Annotated in this window: 20 protein-coding genes; 6 read left to right on the plus strand and 14 right to left on the minus strand. The window is 47.2% G+C overall.

Annotation, left to right across the window (positions count from 1 at the left end):
- Positions 1 to 2: 2 nt before the first annotated feature.
- Together LG211_RS05850 and surE are read right to left on the minus strand one after the other, a co-directional pair.
- Positions 3 to 548, minus strand: coding sequence for a hydrolase (locus LG211_RS05850; RefSeq protein WP_253020478.1), 546 nt, complete (start codon positions 546 to 548; stop codon positions 3 to 5).
- Positions 545 to 1,309, minus strand: coding sequence for a 5'/3'-nucleotidase SurE (surE, locus tag LG211_RS05855; RefSeq protein WP_148396012.1), 765 nt, complete (start codon positions 1,307 to 1,309; stop codon positions 545 to 547). The genes LG211_RS05850 and surE overlap by 4 nt, the downstream gene beginning before the upstream one ends.
- Before the next feature lie 239 nt (positions 1,310 to 1,548).
- Between surE and LG211_RS05860 the strand changes: the two genes are divergently transcribed.
- Entirely contained in the window at positions 1,549 to 1,863 is a 315-nt protein-coding gene (locus tag LG211_RS05860) for a TM2 domain-containing protein (RefSeq protein ID WP_148396011.1), read from the plus strand.
- 80 nt (positions 1,864 to 1,943) lie between these two features.
- Here LG211_RS05860 and LG211_RS05865 read toward each other — a convergent pair whose 3' ends face one another.
- From LG211_RS05865 to LG211_RS05875, 3 genes are all read right to left on the minus strand, one after another.
- Positions 1,944 to 2,927: a helix-turn-helix domain-containing protein gene (locus tag LG211_RS05865; protein WP_253020479.1), complete on the minus strand. Its 984-nt coding sequence runs from the start codon at positions 2,925 to 2,927 to the stop codon at positions 1,944 to 1,946.
- A 511-nt stretch (positions 2,928 to 3,438) separates the two neighbouring features.
- Complete coding sequence (locus LG211_RS05870; protein WP_148396010.1) at positions 3,439 to 4,164, minus strand: NAD-dependent protein deacylase; 726 nt, start codon at positions 4,162 to 4,164, stop codon at positions 3,439 to 3,441.
- A 2-nt stretch (positions 4,165 to 4,166) separates the two neighbouring features.
- The gene (locus tag LG211_RS05875) at positions 4,167 to 4,925 is read right to left on the minus strand and encodes a hypothetical protein (protein ID WP_148396009.1); all 759 of its coding nucleotides are present in this window, start codon (positions 4,923 to 4,925) and stop codon (positions 4,167 to 4,169) included.
- Between the two features lie 173 nt (positions 4,926 to 5,098).
- Here LG211_RS05875 and LG211_RS05880 point away from each other — a divergent pair, with 173 nt between their 5' ends.
- Both LG211_RS05880 and LG211_RS05885 read left to right on the plus strand, forming a co-directional pair.
- Entirely contained in the window at positions 5,099 to 6,331 is a 1,233-nt protein-coding gene (locus LG211_RS05880) for a hypothetical protein (RefSeq protein ID WP_253020481.1), read from the plus strand.
- On the plus strand, positions 6,301 to 7,041 hold the full coding sequence (locus tag LG211_RS05885) for an ATP-binding protein (RefSeq protein WP_148396007.1): 741 nt from the start codon (positions 6,301 to 6,303) through the stop codon (positions 7,039 to 7,041). The genes LG211_RS05880 and LG211_RS05885 overlap by 31 nt, the downstream gene beginning before the upstream one ends.
- Before the next feature lie 53 nt (positions 7,042 to 7,094).
- Here the strand turns inward: LG211_RS05885 and LG211_RS05890 are convergent, their stop codons facing one another.
- From LG211_RS05890 to LG211_RS05900, 3 genes are all read right to left on the minus strand, one after another.
- Positions 7,095 to 8,300 carry a zinc ribbon domain-containing protein gene (locus tag LG211_RS05890; protein WP_269477155.1) on the minus strand — a complete coding sequence of 402 codons (1,206 nt, stop codon included), beginning with the start codon at positions 8,298 to 8,300 and terminating at the stop codon, positions 7,095 to 7,097.
- A gap of 26 nt (positions 8,301 to 8,326) precedes the next feature.
- On the minus strand, positions 8,327 to 9,670 hold the full coding sequence (locus tag LG211_RS05895) for a zinc-ribbon domain-containing protein (protein ID WP_269477156.1): 1,344 nt from the start codon (positions 9,668 to 9,670) through the stop codon (positions 8,327 to 8,329).
- A 142-nt stretch (positions 9,671 to 9,812) separates the two neighbouring features.
- The gene (locus LG211_RS05900) at positions 9,813 to 10,523 is read right to left on the minus strand and encodes a LytR/AlgR family response regulator transcription factor (RefSeq protein ID WP_253020484.1); all 711 of its coding nucleotides are present in this window, start codon (positions 10,521 to 10,523) and stop codon (positions 9,813 to 9,815) included.
- A 186-nt stretch (positions 10,524 to 10,709) separates the two neighbouring features.
- Here LG211_RS05900 and LG211_RS05905 point away from each other — a divergent pair, with 186 nt between their 5' ends.
- Positions 10,710 to 11,342 (plus strand): methylated-DNA--[protein]-cysteine S-methyltransferase, encoded by a 633-nt coding sequence (locus LG211_RS05905; RefSeq protein WP_332108547.1) that lies wholly within the window; start codon positions 10,710 to 10,712, stop codon positions 11,340 to 11,342.
- Between the two features lie 97 nt (positions 11,343 to 11,439).
- Here LG211_RS05905 and LG211_RS05910 read toward each other — a convergent pair whose 3' ends face one another.
- Together LG211_RS05910 and LG211_RS05915 are read right to left on the minus strand one after the other, a co-directional pair.
- The gene (locus LG211_RS05910) at positions 11,440 to 12,177 is read right to left on the minus strand and encodes a TIGR03915 family putative DNA repair protein (protein WP_253020485.1); all 738 of its coding nucleotides are present in this window, start codon (positions 12,175 to 12,177) and stop codon (positions 11,440 to 11,442) included.
- Positions 12,170 to 13,618 (minus strand): putative DNA modification/repair radical SAM protein, encoded by a 1,449-nt coding sequence (locus LG211_RS05915; RefSeq protein WP_253020486.1) that lies wholly within the window; start codon positions 13,616 to 13,618, stop codon positions 12,170 to 12,172. The genes LG211_RS05910 and LG211_RS05915 overlap by 8 nt, the downstream gene beginning before the upstream one ends.
- A 174-nt stretch (positions 13,619 to 13,792) precedes the next feature.
- Between LG211_RS05915 and LG211_RS05920 the strand changes: the two genes are divergently transcribed.
- Positions 13,793 to 14,956, plus strand: a complete 1,164-nt coding sequence (locus LG211_RS05920) for a patatin-like phospholipase family protein (RefSeq protein WP_148396001.1) — start codon at positions 13,793 to 13,795, stop codon at positions 14,954 to 14,956.
- A gap of 124 nt (positions 14,957 to 15,080) precedes the next feature.
- Here the strand turns inward: LG211_RS05920 and LG211_RS05925 are convergent, their stop codons facing one another.
- Positions 15,081 to 15,644 carry an ECF transporter S component gene (locus LG211_RS05925; RefSeq protein WP_148396000.1) on the minus strand — a complete coding sequence of 188 codons (564 nt, stop codon included), beginning with the start codon at positions 15,642 to 15,644 and terminating at the stop codon, positions 15,081 to 15,083.
- Between the two features lie 109 nt (positions 15,645 to 15,753).
- Between LG211_RS05925 and pdxR the strand changes: the two genes are divergently transcribed.
- Positions 15,754 to 17,145 carry a MocR-like pyridoxine biosynthesis transcription factor PdxR gene (pdxR, locus tag LG211_RS05930; RefSeq protein WP_148395999.1) on the plus strand — a complete coding sequence of 464 codons (1,392 nt, stop codon included), beginning with the start codon at positions 15,754 to 15,756 and terminating at the stop codon, positions 17,143 to 17,145.
- Positions 17,146 to 17,213: 68 nt separating this feature from the next.
- On the opposite strand, the gene LG211_RS05935 is transcribed toward pdxR, so the two are convergent.
- The 3 genes from LG211_RS05935 to LG211_RS05945 are packed head-to-tail and all read right to left on the minus strand — an operon-like array spanning position 17,214 to position 21,289.
- Positions 17,214 to 18,917 (minus strand): [FeFe] hydrogenase, group A, encoded by a 1,704-nt coding sequence (locus LG211_RS05935; RefSeq protein ID WP_465250779.1) that lies wholly within the window; start codon positions 18,915 to 18,917, stop codon positions 17,214 to 17,216.
- Positions 18,918 to 18,922: 5 nt separating this feature from the next.
- Complete coding sequence (gene nuoF, locus LG211_RS05940; RefSeq protein WP_148395998.1) at positions 18,923 to 20,800, minus strand: NADH-quinone oxidoreductase subunit NuoF; 1,878 nt, start codon at positions 20,798 to 20,800, stop codon at positions 18,923 to 18,925.
- A gap of 15 nt (positions 20,801 to 20,815) precedes the next feature.
- The gene (locus LG211_RS05945; protein ID WP_465250780.1) at positions 20,816 to 21,289 is read right to left on the minus strand and encodes an NADH-quinone oxidoreductase subunit NuoE family protein; all 474 of its coding nucleotides are present in this window, start codon (positions 21,287 to 21,289) and stop codon (positions 20,816 to 20,818) included.
- Positions 21,290 to 21,779: the final 490 nt, after the last annotated feature.

Below are 21,779 nucleotides of genomic sequence, written 5' to 3' on the forward strand. Positions count from 1 at the left end.
GTTTATTTTACAAGGGCAGAGATGGCTTTGAATCCATCCGCCCCGGCTCCTCTCAGAAGTTCATAAAGAACCGATTCGCAGGTGGTGATCACGGCGCCCGCCCCAGCCATTCGCTGCTGGCTGCACAGGTTATCGCTTTCTTTTCTGGAAGCGATACAGTCCTGAATGACGTATACGTCGTATCCCCGTTCTATGAGGTCAAGTGCTGTTTGCTGCACGCAGATATGCGCTTCGATCCCAATCAGGATCACGGTTTTCTTTCCCGCCGCCTCCAGCGCCTGTACAAAATCCGGCTCTCCCAGGGCGCTGAAAGATGTTTTATCAATGGGAACAAAGGGTCCCAAAGCTTCCGCGATGGGCTGGATCGTAGCCCCAAGGCCTTTGGTGTACTGCTGGGTCACGAGTACCGGAATCTCCAGAGCCCGGATACCTTTGGCCATCTTTACTACCGCTTCTTCCAGTTCTTCCTGGTTTGCCATAGCCGGCATCAGCTTTTCCTGAAAGTCGATGGCAAGCAGCAGGGCGTCTTCTCGTTTTATCAAACTCATCCCTCTAGCCTCCATGTTTTTATTTCATCCACTAAAGTATAATTGGTCATATCGTATTGGAGCGGCGTGATGCTGGCGTAGCCGTCCTGCATGGAAATCACGTCAATGTCATCGGGCAGGCCCTCATAAATAACCGGGTTACCCTCATACCAGTATTGAGTCTTTCCGTTCCCGTTTTCCTTAGGCCGAAAGAACTCTTTGTATTCTCTGGCTCCCAGCCTGGTATATTTCACGCCTTTGATCTCCTCTTTAGGCAGATCAGGCGTATTGATATTGAGCACGGTTCTGGCATCCATTTTTTGAAATCCGTTTTTGCAGGCATTTACTGCCAGTTCGCAGGCCAGTTCAAAATGGGTGGCCTCGTGGCTGTTCACAGAGACGGCTACCGAGGGAATTCCACAAAGAGACCCTTCGATGGCGGCCGAAACCGTTCCAGAATACAGGGTATCGGTTCCTAAATTTCCGCCTAAATTAATTCCTGAAAATACCATATCTACTTTTATCTTCTGTTGACTGAGAATCTTGGTTCCAATTTTTACACAATCAGCTGGTGTTCCGGTTATAGAAAAAGCTTTGGCAGCACCATCAAAGGCGGTTTCCTCAACCTCGATGGGTTTTCCCACCGTTATTCCATGTCCGGCAGCGCTTCTTTGGGTGTGCGGCGCACAGACATAAACTTCCGCTGTCTGGGATAAAGCCTTTACCAAACTGGAAATACCGGCCGCATCGATTCCATCATCATTCGTTACTAATATATTCATCTCACCATTCCCCCTTCTGCAAAGTTAACGGTATGCTTTGTTATTATACCACATTCTGCCGGATTTAAAAATTCTCTTTTTTTCGGCTCATAAAATACATAAAATTCAGACTTCACGGGTATTTGAATCTTTTCGTACTAAAGTTGTATAGGAGTTCAGCTCCTTTCATACTATTGATCTACAGACAGATCGGCGGCTTTCTGGTAGGCTGTAAACATCAAATAAAGGAGGACTCAAGCATGCTGGAAGTTGAATCAGTAAAAAGGTATATCGGCCCGGAACATGCGGCAGAAACAGATGCCCTGCTGGCCAATTGTGAACAATCAAAATTAAAGAGCCTTAAATTTAAGAATCCCACCATCGCACTTATTCTTTCCATTTTTTTAGGATTTCTTGGAATCGACAGGCTTTATCAAGGCGGGCCAAAGATGTTTTTATGCAAGTTGGCTATGATCGTCCTGACATTTGGAACCTGGTGGTTAGCAGATATCTATTTTAACAAGCACATTGTGCAGGAAGCGAATTATGAAAAGCTTCTTGCCGCCTCAGCATAGCTCTTCGTAAATTGTTCAAATACAGAAAAGTACGGGTAACCGGCAAAACGCCGCTTACCCGTACTTTTCGTATTACACGGTTAATTTGTTTCTCCATCCTTATTCCTCTGATCTCCATCCCGTATGATGCAGGTCACACCCATTCGATTTTTAACGTCCATCTTGCGAAAAATATTATAGACATGGGTTTTTACTGTGCTCTCGGAGATATAAAGCAGCTTGGCAATCTCACTGTTGCTCTTTCCCTCGTAGATCAGACGGCTGAGATCCTTTTCCCTTCCAGTCAAATCATAGGCCGCCGCCACCTCATCCATCCTCTTATCGAGGTCGAATTCAGCCTTAGCACTGTCATCTTTTGCGGTTTCATAAGCATCCTTAAAATCAGCCTTATAAATGAATACCACTGTGGCTATGTTGACTACGAACCAAAAGATAATCGTTAAATCCAGCGGCTCCCTGATGAATCTGCTATTTCCCCAATATACAGATGCTTCTCCCCAAAAATAAGATGCATAGTTCCATATCAGCATGGCTGTGACAATAACCATGTAGTAGATTGTACTCTTGGGCTGATGCAGCAAAATGCATTTACTGATGTATACCACACTGCCGATGAGCATAATCAGCAGTAGAATAATATCGGTCACTAGTAGGATCCATCTCAGTGCATAGAAATAGTTAATGGTGAATACAATGGTCGAACAAAACCATAGGATCGCATAGAAAAAAATGTAAATTTTTGCAGTCCTCTGCAATGCAGAAAATTCATCTGTAGCAGCAATCTTCTGTTCCAGGTGCAGCCAGAGATAAAATAAGATAGCAATAATACAACTGCCGATTCGGAGCGTCAGCATATCACGGATATCCCCGATTACATAATCGGTATAGTACAAAATCATATCGTACAGGCTCATAATCAGCATACCTGCTAGAAATAACTTCATTGCCAGGTTCAACTCACTAGCCCGCTTCTTTCCAGCAAGCAAGACCATGGTAATTCCAGCGATACCCAAAAAAATAGCCAGGAGATAGCAAAACAGCACGCCTTCTCTCTCAAACGTCATGACTACCGTCCTCCCTTTTGTAAATAATAATTTATTATACTATAGTTCCCCCAGCTTTAAAACTTTTTTCTACTTATATATATATGTTTTTGTTGTATTATTTCCTGATTCCGGTTAAGGAGGCGGACAGCTAGGGATCACTTGGCACTGCCAGCCTTGTTTCTGGCGGCTGTTCTCATTCATATAGCACTCTTCCAGTCCGCACTCAGCCTGCAGCTCACAACAACAATCTTTATTTTTCCATTCGTTTCACATTTCACCCCATTCCGTGAGCAGCTACCCCGCTGCGCTGCAGTTTTTTGATAGTGAGCCCTTCAAAAATAGAGACAAAGAGATACATGCCCCTGATTTAGTCGTACTGAGAATCTGGTTAGGGATCCGGTGGGAGGCCAAAACAAAAGAGCGTATGGCAACGGCTGTCGCACCCGCTCATACGCTCTTATACACTTTTTCCAGTTTTTATTATGTGCTCGCTTCTGCCATGGCTTCCCGCAGCATTCCAAGCGGCGCGTCAGTCTCCCAGCACTGCTCCAATAGAATCGTTGATCACCAGACTGGCTCTGCTGTCATACTGGGTTTCTGATTTATTGATAAGAATCAGGTTTTTGCCGCCGAAATAATTGATCAGGCCCGCGGCAGGGTATACCACCAGGGATGTACCGCCAACGATGAGCGTATCCGCCCTGCGGATGGCTGCAACAGCCCCCGATATAACCTGCTCGTCCAGCGCTTCCTCATATAGAACCACATCTGGCTTTACAACACCGCCGCATTTTTCACATTTTGGTATAAGCCCGTCACAATGCGCTTCATCCATAATATAATCCAGATCATAAAAAGCTCCGCAATCCACACAATAGTTGCGCAGGACCGATCCGTGAAGCTCATAGACCTGTTTGCTGCCGGCCATCTGATGAAGTCCGTCGATATTCTGTGTCACAACGGCGTTCAGCTTCCCTTCTTCTTCCAACCTGGAAAGAGCAATGTGCGCTTTATTGGGCTTGGCATCGCGATAAATCAGATTATTTTTGTAATAATCGAAAAAAGTTTCCATGCTATTCCGAAAAAATGTATGGGAAAGCATGGTTTCAGGCGACTGTCCATATTGAGAAACGGCGCTGTAGAGGCCGCTCTCCGATCGAAAATCAGGGATATTGCTTTCCGTAGATACTCCCGCCCCGCCGAAGAAAACGATATGTTGACTCCTTTCAACGATATCCTTAACTCTCGCATCCATAATTACTCCTCCTCCAACAACTCTTCATCATCATACGCGGCTTCATCGTCCAGTTCCTCAACCTCTTTGTAATCCTTGGGAATTTCAAAGAGATCCTTGGGCGCCTTGGACTCCAATTTCGTTATCCGTTCTATTCTCTGATAGATCGGCTGATTTTCCTTTCCATCCTTACCCTGCATCTCCTGGCGGTAGATCAGCGCCTTCAGTTCACCCTGATCGTCCACAAGAAACCTCTTTATATAGAGATAGGTGTCCATAACTTCCTCATCAAGGTCTGACGGCAATTCATAACTTGACTGGTATTCATCATACTGATAGGTTGTTCCGTCCATCTCCAGTTTATCGGTTTTGACATAGACCATTTTCATGTCCTCTTCCGGCTCGGCTTCCGTTTTGGTGTATTTCTTCTCAGAATCCCGAACCTCGAAAGAATCTTTTCCGGTTTCGATCTGGCGGCTCACAAATTCCGTTTCGCCTTCCAGGAGGACAAACTTATCCTTGCCGTCCCGGGCTTCGGCCATGATGCCCTTGGTCGGTTCTGGAACTTCCTCGTCCGGTGATGCCTCTTCGTCCAGGAATTGATCCTCCATGTTGGCTTCAAAGTAATATTGGGGGTTATCGCCGTCCATCATCTCATAGTACTTGTACGCCACTTGGCCGTCTTTATTCCCTTCGGCTTTGTTCACATCCTCTTTGCTGCCGCAGGCCGTCATCGCCACAATCACGACCAGGGCCAATACCACTGAAACTACTTTTTTCATACCTGCTCCTTTTTCCTCCATCTTGTCCAATCGCCCCGCGGCGATCTTTTATGCAATTATACCACAAGCGTCAGCAAAATCGTACGGATTCCTATTATTTTTGCACAAATTCCACTGGTGGTTTTAAACAGACCATGCGATAATAGAAGAAAAGGGAAAGGAGTTTTTTAGCCATGTGGAATATGATCTACGTGTCGCTGGAGTGCATCGTAAATCTTGCTTTTTCAGCAGCACTGCTGCTGATCCTCTTTACGTTCAAGCGGAAGCGGCGCAATGCTCTGATCGTGTTTGGCCTGTTTTCTGCCCTGACCAATGTGACCTCAGTCATAGCTTCTTTTCATGAAAGCGATCCGGATTTTGTCATGCATCATCCTATGTATATCATATTGGACATTCTCTTTTATTATGGCTTTCCGATTTTCTTTTTTCATCGATATGTCAAGGGATCCGCTGCTCGAAACTGCGGATTGTTTCTTATTTTTTCCGTGGCAGCACTGCCGTTTATGACTCTTTTCCACCTGCTGCGGAAATATTATATGCTGGGACCTTCCATCATGGATGCCCAGTCTCCCAAAGACGCGGCTCCCCTGCTGATTACCGCGGCTGCTTCAGGCATCGCGCTTTTCCTGGCAAGTCTGGCGAGGCGCAGACTATGGACGAAGCTGGAACAGATTCCCTCGGTGATTTATGGCGGTATTTATCTGGCTGACTCGGTAATCGCCCTCGTTTCTGGCCTTTCTAAAGAACTCAATTCATATATGATCGGCGGTGCGGCGGCAAACGTGAACCTGGCGGTTTTTTTCTGTATTGGTCTGTGCATATGGCTTTTGACGGCGATTCTAGTCTTTTTTCTGTATGACCGGATCCATATCCGCAAAAACAGGCGTATGTTGCAAGTGGAAATGGATTTGCAGCATGCGTATTATAAATCGATTGTTACCCTCCAATTCCAGATGCGGGGCCTGCGCCACGACCTGATTAATCATTTGAATGTTCTCGAACACTTAGATCTTATAAAGAGTCCTTATGCTGATCATTACTGCCAATCCTTTCTGTCCCATTGTGATCAAATTGAACGGAAAGCGGAGGAAGCTTTTCGCTGGAAAGAACTTCAAATCCAAGGGCTGAGTGACCGGGAATGCTACATCCTCTATTATTATCTGAAGGCCTTTACTGATCGCTACGGCTGCACATGGGAAGCGTGTGAGATCAGCCTAAGCGAGGATCCCTCCTGTCCGCTCATTTTCAAAGCTCCATGGCACCAGCCCCCGCGGTTCTGGCAATTAAAGCTTCGCCGAGATCCTCTTTATCAGCTGATTCAATCCATGCTTCTGCGAAAAAATGGCAAGGCATGCTGGAAGAAAGGGGAGCATAAATGGCTATTTATACTGACGCTGTCCTCCTAATGATGATCTTGCTGGCTGTGCTGACGATTGTCTTTGTGCTTGTTTACCGTTCTCATAAAAAAATCGTTGAAGAGAATCAGACGATGCTAAAACAATGGACTGCGCAGGACCAGTATATGGAAGGCCTGCGCTCATTTTCTGAAGAAGTCCGCGAAATGTCCAGTGAGGTCCGTAAAGCGGCACAAGTATTCGAAAGCGATGCGGTCCGTGATCTCTCCCAGCAACTCCACATGGAGCAAGCTTGCCTGGACAGCTGCAATGCGCTGCTTTCTATGGTCCAGTCGGGAAATCCGGTAGCAGATGCGCTGTTGTTCAGCAAGACAGCGGTATGCCAAAATCTGAATATCAGGTTTGAGGTTTCCCGCTTTCAGATCCCAGAGAATAAAATGACGGAGATCGAATTAACATCATTGATCGGCAATCTATTGGATAATGCCATCGAGGCCGCTCATGCTGCGTCAGACCCTCATCCCTTTGTAACGCTGCACTGTGATTTTCGAAGCGGAATTTTATTAATACGTGTCAAAAATACAAAAGTATCTACGGCCCGCCCTATTGAAACGAATATGCAAACGACCAAACTGAATAAAGATTACCATGGCTTAGGACTTCATATCCTAAGCAGTATTGTAAAAAAATATGACGGTACTATGAAAATGACAGATCAGGGTGATACGTTCCAAACCTCTGTGTCGCTGGTGCTGGGATAACTGTCGAAAGAGCGGACTGCCTCATCATAAAGATAAAGACCGCCCGCTCGTTTCTATTCCATGACTTCCCATTCTAACTGCCAATTTTCCAATTCATCGGCGCTATTCTTGGAGAAACAGCACATAACATCCTGATCCGCTGTAAAAATACGACAGCTCCACCCGCCGTCCGACATAAGCTCTGGCTCGCTGCCGTCGACTTTTACCCGACAAACACGTTCTTGGGGCTCTTCTGTATCTTTCGTATTTCCCAAATCTACGTAGTAAACCCAACCATCGCAAACATTGAGGGCAATCTCCCAATAAGAACTGCTGGCCGCTGCCTGGACGATGTCCTCCCGCTTGCCGTCAGCAGACAGCTTCTGCCTGCATAACTTCCAGGAACCATCCTCAGCCGCTCTGCCATAATAAAGCCAACCATCCTTCACAACGGGAACAGAACAGGACCGAAACTCGGATATCAGCCTTTCCTCTTCGGTTCCATCGGTTTTCACTCGATAAAGTGTATTCTGTTCCCCTTGATAGGTCGTATAATAAATCCAATCCTTCTCAATACCTAAAAAACGGATCTGATCCTCCAACACTTGTTTAACGCCGCTCCCATCCATATTCATGGAAAACAGTTTTCCTTCATAGCCTTCGGAATTTTGATCAACTATTTGATAATATAGTTTGTCTCCCGCCGCCGTCAGCATGGTACATGGCTCCTCAGAAAGCATCTCGCTCTCGCTGCCGTTCATTCTCACCCGGTAGATCACATTGTAATGCTCTGTTCCCTTTGCTGCTGTGTAATAAATCCACTCTCCCGCTGCGTTCAGGTTGCCGGGAACCGTGGCCCTGCACAGTTGTGTCCCTTCCTCAGACATATCGGCAGTTTTATAAATGCCTTGCCCGTTGGAATAGTAAATCCAAGATCCGCTCTCAACCAATTCTCCGCCGTTGGCTAAGTTAGCAAAAGAATTTCCCGTCTCGCCTTTTGCCAGGGCGGCCGCCGCCGGTTTGCCATCCTCCGGTTTGGCCGTTTTCCTGTCAATCCAATTGGGTTTTACATATGCAAAAACGACGCAGGCGCAGACAGCCAAAAGAAGGAGGCACGCCAGCAGAATTTTCCTCTTTTTTTTTGCCTTTTCCCTGCGAATGCTTTCTCTTCTGGCCTGTTCCGTTTCCCGTTTTTCCGACGGTTCAACGGCCGGAGCGCCGCAGCTCTTGCAGAACTTAGCGCCCTCGCTTATTTTATTTCCGCAATTCTTGCAATACATGGTACCACTCCTGTTATCGTCCTCCCCTATGCGAGCAGGCGCAATACAACAAAGACAATGATGCTAAAGCAGGCAAATGCCAGCGGTACTGCATATATGGAAAGATCGTCTTCCATCTGCATTGCCTGGGCTGTAGCTTTTGTCATAACCGCGATTGTCGCCGCTAAGGTAATCAGCGCCGCACAAAGGGCTGCGACAGGTACCAAAGCGGTCAATATGGTCGTAACGATCAGCAGAACCGCCGCCAAAAGACTGGCAGTCCCGCAGGCCCCGGTCAATTCCCGAATAGTTCCCTTGCCTTTAAACAGCTTACCCGCGCCGAACAAAAGTCCAATCCACAGCGCATCCAAAACAACGCTAAGAAGGAACGCCTTGGCGCCAAATCCAAAGGGGTCTCCCTGGATCAGCCAGGAGCCGAAAACGCCCAGCGATGCAGACAGCTTGCCCATAAAGACTGCCGACAGAACGGCTACTATCACATCTTTGATTAAAAGGAACACAATCCCCGGCAAAAATCCATTTTCCGAGGCAGCTTTTTCAATGGCAGCGGCAGGACGTACAAAGAATCCCTTCGCCAGTGCTATCAGCAGTCCCTGATCCGGCCTTCTCTTATGTAATTCCACCGGCGCAACTTCTCCTGTGGGTGTTCCGCAAATATCGCAAAAAGCTGCGCCCTTGGGCAGTCTTTTGCCGCAGGCCATACAAAACAGCGGCCTGTCCCCTTCCTCGTCTTCAGGAGGCAGGTTGCTTGCCTCTGGTTCATCTCCTGCAAGTTCTTCCGGCTGCGAATCGCCTTCTGGAGCTTCCGCCTCGATCGGCACTGCTTCCGGATCCTCCTCTTTTTTCCAGATAAAGCGTTCTTGCTGGCTTTCTTCAGGCTCCTCAATCGGCAGCGTTTCTTCTGGTTCCGAAGCTTTCGGTTCAGTAGGAGTAAGTTCGAGCTCTTGCTCCTCCTCAGGCTCGGCGCTTGCTCGTATCGCATCTTCCTTTTCTGGCTCCGCTTTCTGTGTTTGGATTGGGGCAGAAAAGAAGGGTTGAGTTCCGGTTTCCTCCGCTGTCTCTTCCATTTCTTCCACAGTTTCCTCCTGGATCTCCTGGGCCGCTTTTTCCTGCTCCATTTCACTGAAAAAGCTTTCCTTTGTAAAGATCTGTGTCGTCTCCATTTCCTCTTTCAGCGGCAATCCCATATCCACCTCCATCAGCTGGTCCAAATCTGTGATTCCCTTTTCTTCCTGCTCGACCGGATCTGTTTCCGGCTCAGAAGCTTTGGGCTCTATAGACGGCTCTGCCTCCGATTTCACCAGCACACCGCAATTCTCACAGAATTTTGAGTCATCATCGATTCTCGCACCACAATTTTCACAATACATAAATCCCCCTCCTTACAAAAAAGGCCGGGAAGATATTTCCCCCCAGCCCTGCATAACTTTCACACCTCTGTCCGCACCTGGAACAGTTCTTGCGATTACATTATCAGTTTTATCCGCCGTTGTCAAGGCTTTGGCCGCATGGTCAAAAATTCCGCTCCAAGTAATCGAGAAAGATATCCCGAACATCCGAGTAATAGCTTTTACTGATTGGAGCCACCTTTTCAGTGTCAAAGTAGAATTTTCGATTTCCCATTTTCTTTACCTTGCTGATATTGACGATATAACTGTTATGACACCGGATAAATCGATCATCCAGCTGCGGTTCTATATCGTCAAATTTTCCGTAAAACGTAATTACGTCCTTTGTTGTATGAACATGGATTTTACGCTTCTCTTTTTCAAAGAATAGAATTTCATTGAAGCTGAGCTTTTGAGCGCCTTTTTTATTGACTACAACAAATCCATCCCCTTTTACGCCTTCCAGCTTGTCCGCAGCCCGCTTCAGCGCCTTGCGCAGCTGTTCGGCTTCCAAAGGCTTCTTCAAAAAGAAAATATGATCCACTTCATATACATCCAAGTAATATTTATCATGTGCAGAGACAAAAATAATCTGCGAGTTAGGCTGAATGTTCAAAATCCGTTTAGCGCTGTCTACTCCATTGTTCTCCCCCAGCTCCACATCAAGAAATACGATATACGCCTCGTTAGGGTGCTCGGCAGCATAGAATTCAATCTGTTCCTTTTCAACAAACGTCCTGATTTCCCTTATCCGATCCCCTGCGGCTTTTATGACGCTCTTTTTGAGTAATTCCAGAAAGACAGCGTCGTCATCACAAATCAGTATTTTCCACATAGTGTCTTCCTCATTTTATAAAATTCCACATACAGTCACATTTGCGTCTTTCCTGTATATTATTTTATCATTTTTTTAGCCTGGTTGTCCATCATGTAATAATCGGAACACAAAACGTACAATTCAGGTCATCAACAAACGGTCGGGCTTTCTATTCTGACGGGTAAAGAAAGCAGGGTGCGAAGTGTGAGTGTCAAAAATGAATCCGGCCTTTTCGTTCTAAATATACTTGCAGTTCTGATTGTACAAGGTATCTTGCAAGCTGCCGCCTGGCAGGGTAAAATAAATGAAAAAGATTCTGCATCTCAGATCGCTGAGAAGGCAGGGAGAAAGGAACCGATTATGAAGCATATCACACTCTACGATTCTCCAGTAGGCATCCTCCGCATTGTCACCGAGGACAGCGCGCTAACCGACCTAGCTTTGGATTGTGACGAACCGCCGGTAACCGGAGAATATTCTAGGGAAGAAACACCGCTTACACGCAGGGTCAGAAGTCAGTTGGACGAATACTTTTCCGGCCAGAGGACGGACTTCGATCTACCCTTGAAGCCCAATGGTACAGAATTTCAAAAAAAAGACTGGGCCGCTTTGCAGGAAATCCCCTATGGCCAGACCCGTACATACAAGGACATCGCTGAAGCCATCGGATGCCCCAAGGGGTTTCGGGCAGTGGGACTTGCCAACAACCGCAATCCGATCATGATTATTATTCCCTGCCATCGAGTCATCGGATCTGATGGCAGCCTGACCGGTTATGCGGGAGGTACTCACATCAAAAAATATCTGCTGGAACTGGAAGGTGTAAAAGTGGACTAGCCTAGTGCAATTGATCATCTGTCAAGTGATTTGGCGTATTTATTCAAACACTAAACGGACATTATACTAGACCACAGGCAAAGGGCCGGACGATGTACTAAAGCTGGAATTCGGTCAAATGTTTCCAATATCGCACCGGCATGAGATTTTTCTGGCAGCGGGGGTTAATCCTTTCCCGGATCGCCATATTCTCAAAATAGGATTTCCAAAGGCGCCGGTATTCTTTCTCCTCTTCCGACAGGGGAGAAAGCTCGTCTTTGGTAAAGCGGCTGATATACCAGCTTCCCTGATAAGCAATCAGGGCTTTGCTCCGTTTCACATCATGGATAATGAAGGGTTCATTTTTGAAGCGGTCGCAGAAATGGTCCGCCAAAAACTCGATCAGATCATGGTCCGGTTCAATGGGGCTGTACAAGACCTTGTTTCCCAGCTCGGAAAAACGAATCAGTCCCTTCAGTCGGTGCACCTCGCCGTTGACCTTCCGTTCCGCCTGCTGGACTTCATAGACGATGGGATCGCCGTGGAGCATGCTGACGCAGGAACCTTTGACAAAGCCCAGCCGCACATAGTTGAGAATTTTCGTCTCCTTGTTTGCCACGCTGGACATGAACACCTTATAGACCCGCTTCAAATCCTCAGAGGAAATCTTTTTTTCAATGGCTTCATAAACGGTAATCGTCTTCTCCTCCTCTGTTTCCACCTCCTGGTATCCGCCAAGCATTGTGGACTGGTATTCTTCTTTTCGGAAGATACCGCTGGCCTTTTCCGTATAATAATGATGATAAATACAAGTCAGAAGTCCCTCAAAGGTTCCGTCGTACAGATAATCAACCATGGATCAACACCGTTCCTCTCTGATCCCCTTGTGTCAGCAAGGATTGAGAATTGTCGCCAAACATTGACATTTGAACCCCATCGTTTATTTGCAATATTTGATTTTTTATGACATGGGGCATAAAGGTTTTCTCACCGTAATATTTCCCCGAACAGGTCAAAAAATGTTTTGCCCGCTTTAAGACAACGCCTATTTTTTTCAGATCATCGTACTTCACAGCAGAAATTCTTCGCTGGCGGAGAATTCTCTGAGCCGATTGCACCCCCACCCCCGGTATGCGTAGCAGTAAATCCATGGGAGCCTTATTAATTTCCACCGGAAATTGATCCAGATGGCGGAGCGCCCAGGTAACTTTCGGGTCCAGGTCAGGATCCAAATTGGGGTGTTCGTCATCGAGAAGCTCACCGGCGCTGTATCCATAGAACCGCAGCAGCCAGTCCGCTTGATACAGCCGATGTTCCCTCCCCAGAGGCGGAGCCGTCAGCACGTCAGGCAGAATAGGAGAAGGAACAGCCGGAATGTAGGCGCTGTAATATACCCGCTTCATCTTAAAGGTATGATAGAGATTCTCGGTGGTAGTCAGGATTTGTTTATCGGTTTCCTGACCTGCTCCGATAATCATTTGCGTGGTTTGTCCGGCGGGAGCAAAGACCTCCTTTTTTCTTCCTAATCGAGCCGGCAGCACCGCCGCCGCGGCCAGAATATTTTGATCTTGCTGGTTCTGGTTTTCCCGGATCTGCTGCGGATCGAGGGAGAGGCTGCTCTGGCCGGGGCTCAAATAGTTTAAATGTGAATTCAGTTCCTGCCCTTTGAACATGGTGCCAGGTCCTTTAAGCGCCTTTCTCTCAATAAGCGTATTAGTTATCTGTCGCATGGGGCTAAAAATTTGTTTTGGTTTTTTTTGAGGAGCAAACAGTTCCAGACTCTTGCTCGTAGGCATCTCAATGTTGACGCTGAGCCGGTCGGCCTCCAGGCCAATGGCATGAATCAGTTCTTGAGATACGCCGGGGATAATCTTGGCATGGATATAGCCGGCAAATCCGAATTCTCTACGTAAGAGCCGCAGGCATTGCAAAATTCTCTCTGCTGTATAGTCCGGGCAGCGCTCCACTGCAGAACTGAGGAAGAGGCCTTCGATATAATTTCGTCGATAGAATTCAATGGTCAGCCGCGCCAGTTCCTCCGGTTCGAAGGAAGCTCTTCCAGTATCGGCGCTGCGGCGGTTGACGCAGTATTCGCAATCGTAAACGCATTTATTGGTAAACAAAACCTTTAACAATGAAATGCATCTGCCGTCCGCTGACCAAGAGTGGCAAATCCCTTCCGCAGCTCCGCTGCCAATCGTTCCGTTGTTCTTGCGGCCCACGCCGCTGCTGGAACAGGACACGTCATACTTGGCGCTGTCCGCCAGTATTTTCAATTTATCAAACATCAGATCCATAACTGCTTCTCCCTTCCTTTTGAACTTGTGTTCTTATTTTACCATATCGCAAACATATGTTCAACTCCTATATCATTATGCTCTTACCTATTTATTCCTTGTATTTTTTTTGCTTCATTGCTAATATTCTATTAAGGACTATTTTTAGGGGATGTTCATTTAGAAAGGGATTTTATGGAAAAAAATGCTTTGGTACTCAGCGGCGGCGGCTCCCGCGGCGGCTACGAAATTGGTGTATGGCAGGCGCTTCGTGAGCTCGGCGTGCCCATCCACATTGTTACGGGGACATCGGTCGGTGCACTGAACGGTGCTATGGTTGCTCAGGATGACTTTGAACTGGCGGTGAATCTTTGGAAGGAGCTGGAGACTCACATGGTCTTTGACCTGGAAAGCGACGGCGGCAAGGAGACTGGCCGATTTGATTTTGAGATTGCCGGTATGACGGCCGGTGAAGCAATCGCCTACGCCAAGGAAATCATTACGAAGGGAGGCGCGGGTACATCTGGTCTGGAAAAGATTGTTGAAAAGTATGTAAGCGAGGAAACCATTCGCCGTTCACAAATAAAGCTGGGCGTTGTGACCGTAGAATTCCCCTCACTCAAGCCTCATTATCTGTTTGCTGAAGACATTCCGCAGGGAAAACTGCAGGACTATATTTTGGCCAGCGCATCTTGCTTTCCGGCAGTGCAGGCCAGAGAAATCGACGGCGTCCGCTATATCGACGGAGGCTATGTGGATGTAATGCCAGTAGAGTTGGCGCTGAAGAAGGGGGCGGACAATATCATCGCTGTTTATTTAGAAGCGGCGGGTTTTGTCCGCCGAGATACCGTTGAACTGGCCGAGGAAACCGCATCAAAGCTGGTGATGATCAAAAGCCACTGGGATTTGGGAAACTTCCTCATCTTCAATACCGATAATGCCCGGCGCATCATTCGCCTGGGTTATCTGGATACCATGAAAGCCTTTGGTGTCTTTGAAGGAAAAAAGTTTACGTTTTCTAAAGGTGAATTAACACCTCACCAACGGTCGGGCGCTGAGGCAGCGGCAAAAATTCTCAAGCTGGATCCCACGCTTATTTACAAAAAAACACAGCTCCACAGCCATATGCTGCAGGCTCTTTCTCAGGCTCCCAAACCGGATATTCGGGATATCCGATCACCGGAGGATGCCCGACGCAAGCTGAGTGAAGTGACGCTCATGCTGTATATCGCCGAGCGTTTGGCGGAAAAAGGTGCAAGCAGCTTCTTTGCCAGCCGCGGCGCGTTTAAGCTGTTTAAGGAAGAAATCATGGCCGCTGACTATCTGCTGGTCAATGAACTGCTTCCTTTAAAGAGCTGATCTTTTTGGGGAATGACGCAATACGGTCATAGGTGACAACGTTGCAGCAACGTTAAATGACACGGGGCGCCCGCATGAAAGAATGCACTTTTCATGCGGACGCCCCGTTTTTTATTGAGCAGGCTTACGAAAGCTGCTTATTATCCAAGACATAGGCAAAGTACTTCCGTGCCGGCGTCTTATACAGGGCTGCCGCCAGAACACCTGCAATGACCATACCGACTATGAACTGTCCGATGTTCCAAGGTACGCCCAGAACCGGTGTCACCCAGTTTCCAATGATCACCCCTTCGGCCACGTAGTACCCGATCACCATAAAAATACCCGCCAGAATCATGCCGATCAGTTCCATGACCGGTACCCCTGCAATGGCCAGCGGCTTTTTCTTCAATGTGGCCGCGATGAACAATCCCATGATGATAGCCATAATTCCCTTGATAGCAAATGTCCATGGCGCCCAGACAGCAGCGCCGCCCATAATATCGCCCAGGGCACCGCCAATGGCCGCAGCCGCAGCGCCGTATTTCCAGCCCAATACCAATACAGCAAGGAAAATCATAGCGTCTCCTAGATGGACATAGCCCTGCGTTCCTGGAATCGGGAACTTAATAAACATGATAGAAACAATTATAATACCGATCATCAGCGCAGTCATAACGAGTTTCGTTGTCTGTCCTGCATTTTTCATTTGTACTTCCTCTCTTTACTAATTTTTCGCTATACACTATAATACAGGGTAAGTGTATATAAAGGAATATACAAAAATAAATATTTTTATAGGTACAGAAAGGAACGTTATGAAAGCTATCATTCCCAACATTGACGAACATTCCAAAAGAGCCTATTACCTCCAGCTCTATGATTACATAAAAGAAGCAATCCTCTCAGGCGAAATTCACAGCAGTGAAAAGCTGCCTTCTTTGCGTAGTCTGTCAAAAACCCTGGGACTGAGCATGACCACAGTGGAATTGGCCTACAGTCAGCTGATGGTGGAAGGCTACATATACAGCAAACCCCAATCGGGATATTATGCGGGCAACGTGCTGCCCACGGAAGCTGTATCCGTCTTCAAGAAGCGGAGCATCTCACCTCTGGATCGGACCATGGAAACTCAGGAACCGGAGTTCTATTATGACCTGGAATGCTTTGACTTCAATAAATGGAAAAAATGCGCCAATAAAGTCATTACCGAATATTCCCCGCTTCTATTTTTTGAAAGCGATCCTCAGGGAGAAATGGCTCTGCGCTATGAAATTTCCAAATATCTCTACCAGTTCCGTGGTGTGATCTGCGATCCTGCTCAGATTGTCATCGGCGCAGGAACACAGCAGATTACCAATCATCTTGCCAATATCCTGAAAAAAATGGCCATCGACCACGTTGCCGTGGAGGATCCAGGCTACATGCCGGTCAACAACATTTTCCGCGACCGCGGGTTTTCCATCACACCGGTTAAGGTTGGAAAAGAAGGGATTACCATCGACCGGCTCCCTTCCAATATCCGCTCCGCTGTCTATGTGAGCCCTTCCAATCAGGTGCCCACCGGCGCCGTCATGCCCATCGGCAAGCGCTACGAGCTCCTGGAATGGGCCATCAAAAACGACAGCATCATTATGGAAGATGATTACGACAGTGAGCTGCGCTATTTCGGCAAACCCATTCCAGCCCTCCAGGGACTGGATACCAAGGAAAGGGTGGTCTATCTGGGATCGTTCTCCACCACCCTCTTTTCCTCCATCAAGATCAGTTATATGGTTTTGCCCCCTGCTATGGCGGAAATCTTTCAGACGATCCGCGGCGATTATACACAGACCTGCTCCAAGATGGAACAGCTGACTTTAGCTCTGTTCATGGAGCGGGGATTCTATCAAACCAATATCAAAAAATTACGCAACCTGTACGCACAAAAGCTGCAGGCAGTCGTACGCTGTTTGAACACCAATTTCACCAAGCCAACTAATACCTCGTCCGGTATCAACATCATCGTTCGCGTAAAGAGTTCGAAAAGCGCTCAGGAGCTTTGCACCGATGCAAAAGCCCTGGGCATTGCCGCTATTCCAACCTCGGCCTACACCGGTGAATCGGAAGAGAACTCCACGTCGCTGATCCTCTATTACAATCAAATTCCACTGGCCGATATCCCGGCTGCAATGGAGAAGCTGATGAAAAAATGGAAGTCTGCCAACTAAATACCCTTTTGAAAACAGAAAAAACGGCCCTCAATCGGACCGTTTTTCCCCTCACTGTTTTTTCTGTTTTATTTATAATGTAAAAGGTGGTGTGCCTTATCACCCACAAGCAGGCTTGCATAAAGTCCGTCGGTTACCGGGTTCTCCGCAGACAGTTTGACATTGGACATTCTGTCTGCCTGGTACATTCCTTCGGAACGCTCCGGCTTAGCTCTGCCGATTACGAAGGGCTGTCCGGCGCCGGCGATACATCCGCCTTCACAGGCCATGACTTCTACAAAGTCATATTCCACTTCACCGGCCTGGATAGCCTGGATCAGGTTTTCCGCATTCTTCAGACCGCTGACTATCGCAATGTTAAGTTCACGATCCTTATAAGGAACCTTTACTTCCTTGAGTCCTTCAAATCCTCTCACACCGGTAAAGGAAATATCCGCCAAATGTTCTCTGGCCGCATCGCCCATGACGTAACGGATAACCGCCTCGGTTACACCGCCGGTCACGCCGAAGATCACGCCCGCTCCGCTGGCAATGCCAAAAGGCATGTCAACTGCTTCCGGCAGGATATCTTCAAAGCGCAGGCCCGCTTCCCGAATCATATTGGCCAGTTCCATCGTGGTAATGGAATGGGCAATGGTCGGTTCACCGTCATATTGGAATTCTTCTCTGTGAATTTCGTATTTTTTAGCCGTACAAGGCATGATTGCTACGACCTTGGTTTTCTTGGGTTTTTTGCCCTTTTCATTGAGCTTGGCTCTCTCTTTGAGAACCGAACCAAACATCTCCATCGGAGATTTGCAGCTGGAAATGTTGTCCATCAGTTCCGGATGATTGATCTCCGCATAGCGGAACCATGCCGGACAGCAGGATGTGAATAGAGGCAGTTTTTCGCCCTTTTCCAGTCTGCCCACCAGCTCGTTGGCCTCTTCAATAACCGTCAGGTCAGCGCCGGTAGCTGTATCATAGACTTCATCAAATCCCATTCTTCTCAGAGCGCTTACAATTTTGCCCATTACGTTGGTTCCTCTGGGGATACCGAATTCGTCGCCCAGAGCCACCCTTACAGCCGGTGCGATCTGTGCCACCACAATGGTATCCTTGTCATGCAGGTCATCCCACAGGGGCTGAAGATCGTTTTTAATGGTGATGGCGCCAGTCGGACAAATAGCCGCGCACTGACCGCAGTTTACGCAATTGGTCTCTGAAATCGGCATGTTGAACGCAGTGGTAACTTCCATTTTCGATCCTCTGTAAGCAAAATCAATGGCTCCCACGTTCTGGATTTCCGAACACATGCGTACACAGTCGCCGCAGATGATGCACTTGTTGGGGTTTCTCATAATCGCCGGAGAAGAATCGTCCCGCGTATCGTCGATGCTGTACTGATCGAAGCGGACGTCTTTCAGACCGAAACGCTGAGCCAGTTCCTGCAGCTTGCAGTCAAAGTTCTTTTCGCAAGTGGTACACTCTCTGCAGTGGTCGGACAGCATCAGTTCCAGGATCATTTTTCTGTATTTCTGAAGTCTTGGTGTATTGGTCTTGATCTCCATTCCGGAGCGGGGCGGTGTGGAGCAGGAAGCCATGATATCGCCATTTTTCCCCTCCACAACGCACATTCTGCAAGCTCCGTATGTGGATAAAGCTGAATAGTAACACAGAGTCGGCAGGTCAATTCCTGCTTTTCTGATTACGTCTAAGATATTTTTCTCTCCCTCAATGGCTACCGGAAGACCATCGATTATCATAAACTTCTTATTATTCATCGTATTCATTTTGATTAATCCTCCTTGATCGCCTTAAATTTGCAGGAACTCATGCAGGCACCGCACTTGATGCACTTGCTCTGATCGATTTCAAACGGCTCTTTGAGCTTTCCGGAGATCGCATCCACCGGGCAGACTCTCGCGCAAAGGCTGCATCCCTTACAATGATATTTTTCAATGTAGATTTTTTTCAGCGCCTGGCAGTTCTTGGTTCTGCAGTGCTTATCTACAATATGCTCAACGTATTCATCTCTAAAGTATTTTAATGTGGAAACAACTGGGTTGGCTGCTGTTTTTCCCAGGCCGCACAGGGCTGTGGAAGTGATGGTATCGGCCAGTTCTTCCAGCATATCGATATCGGACAGCTCGCCTTTTCCAGCAACGATCCGCTCCAGGATTTCCAGCATTCTTCTGGTTCCTTCTCTGCAGGGAACGCACTTACCGCAGGATTCGTTCTGGGTAAAGTTCATAAAGAATCTGGCGACTTCCACCATACAGGTATCTTCATCCATAACAACCAGTCCGCCGGATCCGATCATAGCTCCCGCTTTTTTCAGACTGTCGAAGTCAAGGGGCAGATCCAGGTGTTCTTCGGTCAGACATGCGCCGGAAGGTCCTCCGATCTGAACAGCTTTAAATTTCTTGCCGCCTCTTACGCCGCCGCCTACATCAAAGATGATGTGCCTTAACGTCGTTCCCATCGGTACTTCGATAAGACCTGTGTTTACAATATTTCCGGTCAATGCGAAAGCCTTGGTTCCCGGGCTCTTCACAGGGCCGATGGTCTTATACCAATCAGCGCCTTTTTCCAGAATAATGGGAACATTGGCAAAGGTCTCAACATTGTTCAGGAGTGTCGGCTTTCCGTAGAGGCCGTGTTCAACGGTTCTCGGCGGCTTTACTCGCGGCATACCCCGGTCGCCTTCAATGGAAGTCGTCAGTGCGCTTCCTTCTCCACAGACAAAAGCTCCTGCACCCTTTACGATGTGAACGTCAAATTCGAAGTCCGTTCCCAATATGTTTTTGCCCAGGATTCCGTACCGCTTGCAATCAGCAATGGCCTTTTCCAATCTCTGAACAGCCAGCGGATATTCGGCTCTGACATAGATGTATCCTTCTTTTGCTCCGGAAGCGTAACCTGCGATCATCATGCCTTCCAGCATTTTGTGAGGGTCCCCTTCCATGATGCTTCTATCCATAAAGGCGCCTGGGTCTCCCTCGTCACCGTTGCAGACAACGTATTTGACAGGATCTTTTTGTGCTTTTACCTGGGACCATTTTCTTCCGGCCGGGAAGCCGCCGCCTCCTCTGCCCCGAAGATTGGAATCATAGATGGTCTTGATAATATCGTCCTGGGTAATGTCGAAAAGGCATTTTTCAAGGGAACTATAGCCGCCGTAGGCAATATATTCTTCGATGGATTCCGCGTCGATCTGTCCGCAGTCTTCCAATACGATTCTTTTCTGATTTTTGTAAAAAGGAATTTCTTCCTGCACCGGATATGTAATGCCGTCTCTGCTGTAAATGAGGCGCTCGATTACCTCGTCTCCAACAACGGATTTTTCAACAATTTCTTCGCAATCATCCAGGGAGACCTTTAAATAAAGAAGCTTTGCCGGTTCGATTCGAAGCAGCGGTCCCATTTCACAGAATCCATGGCATCCGCTTTTTTTCAGGCCAATATGGTTTCCTTCCTCTTCCTTCTCCAGCTCTACCTGACATTTCAGGCCTTTATCTTGGATGAGTTCTTTCAATCTTTCATAGATTTCCATTGAGCCGCCGGCTACGCAGCCTGTTCCGCCGCAGACGTAGATTTTTTTCGTCTGATGTTCGATCTGCTCAAGGAACGCTTCTCTTGATTTCTGTAGTGTTTCTCTGTTTTCTATAACCATGACTTACGCTCCCTCCTACTTTAATTCCGCAAGAAGGTCGACTGCCTTCTCCGGAGTCATTGCCGGATATACCTTATCGTTTACTGTCAGAACCGGTGCCAGACCGCAGGCTCCAAGACAGGAGACGGTCTCAACGGTGTACATGAGATCGTCCGTGGTGTTTTTTTCGCTTGAAAGGCCTAGTTCTTTCCTGAGAGCGTCGAGGATCGGAATTGATTTCCGAACGTGACAAGCTGTACCGTCACAAATTTTGATTACGTATTTTCCCTTGGGTGAAAGTGAGAAGTTTTCGTAGAATGTGGCTATGCTGTAGATCTTGGCGAGACTGACTCCCAGCTTTTGCGCCAGATAGTCGAAAGCTTCCCGCGGCAGATATCGATATTCTTCCTGGATATCCTGCAAGATCGCAACGATCGGCTTTTCACTTGCGTGGGCATCAATAATTTCATCAATTTTTTGATATAATTCCTTATTGTCCATATTGTCCATAATTTCCTCCCTAAATAGAGTTGTTTGAAATGAGTGTGCTTTTTGTGAGTATTTTCCATTCGTTGTTATTAGTTTAACGTTTTTTCTTTACTCAACTTTATCCATTTTTCTTAATCCTTTTTCTTCTCACGCTTTTCATTTTACCGTCATATTTGCGGTTTGTCTAGGCTAATTTCGGTATTATCTTGCTTTATTTTCCTTATTTTATCCAGATTTCTAGGTCATATCGGAAGTTGAAACCGTTTACATTCCTAAAATTTCAATTAGAAATCGATTCGCTTTTGCTTTACTACGCAAAAGCGATTGATATTTATTTAACGTTTATTTGTCTTGAAAACTGCTCCATGGGGCTAATGGGTTGGGATAATGGCGCTGCTGAGAGCAATGTCGAAAATTGTTGAATGGGAAAAGGGGTGTATTGGGAGAAGGGATGCGTAAAGAGGAATGAGGCTTTCGGGGAAAAAAGTGAATTTTTTTGCAAAGTTTACGC

It is taken from the genome of Hominibacterium faecale (genome assembly GCF_020734085.1).
In the GTDB taxonomy this organism is placed as follows: Bacteria; Bacillota; Clostridia; order Peptostreptococcales; family Anaerovoracaceae; genus Hominibacterium; species Hominibacterium faecale.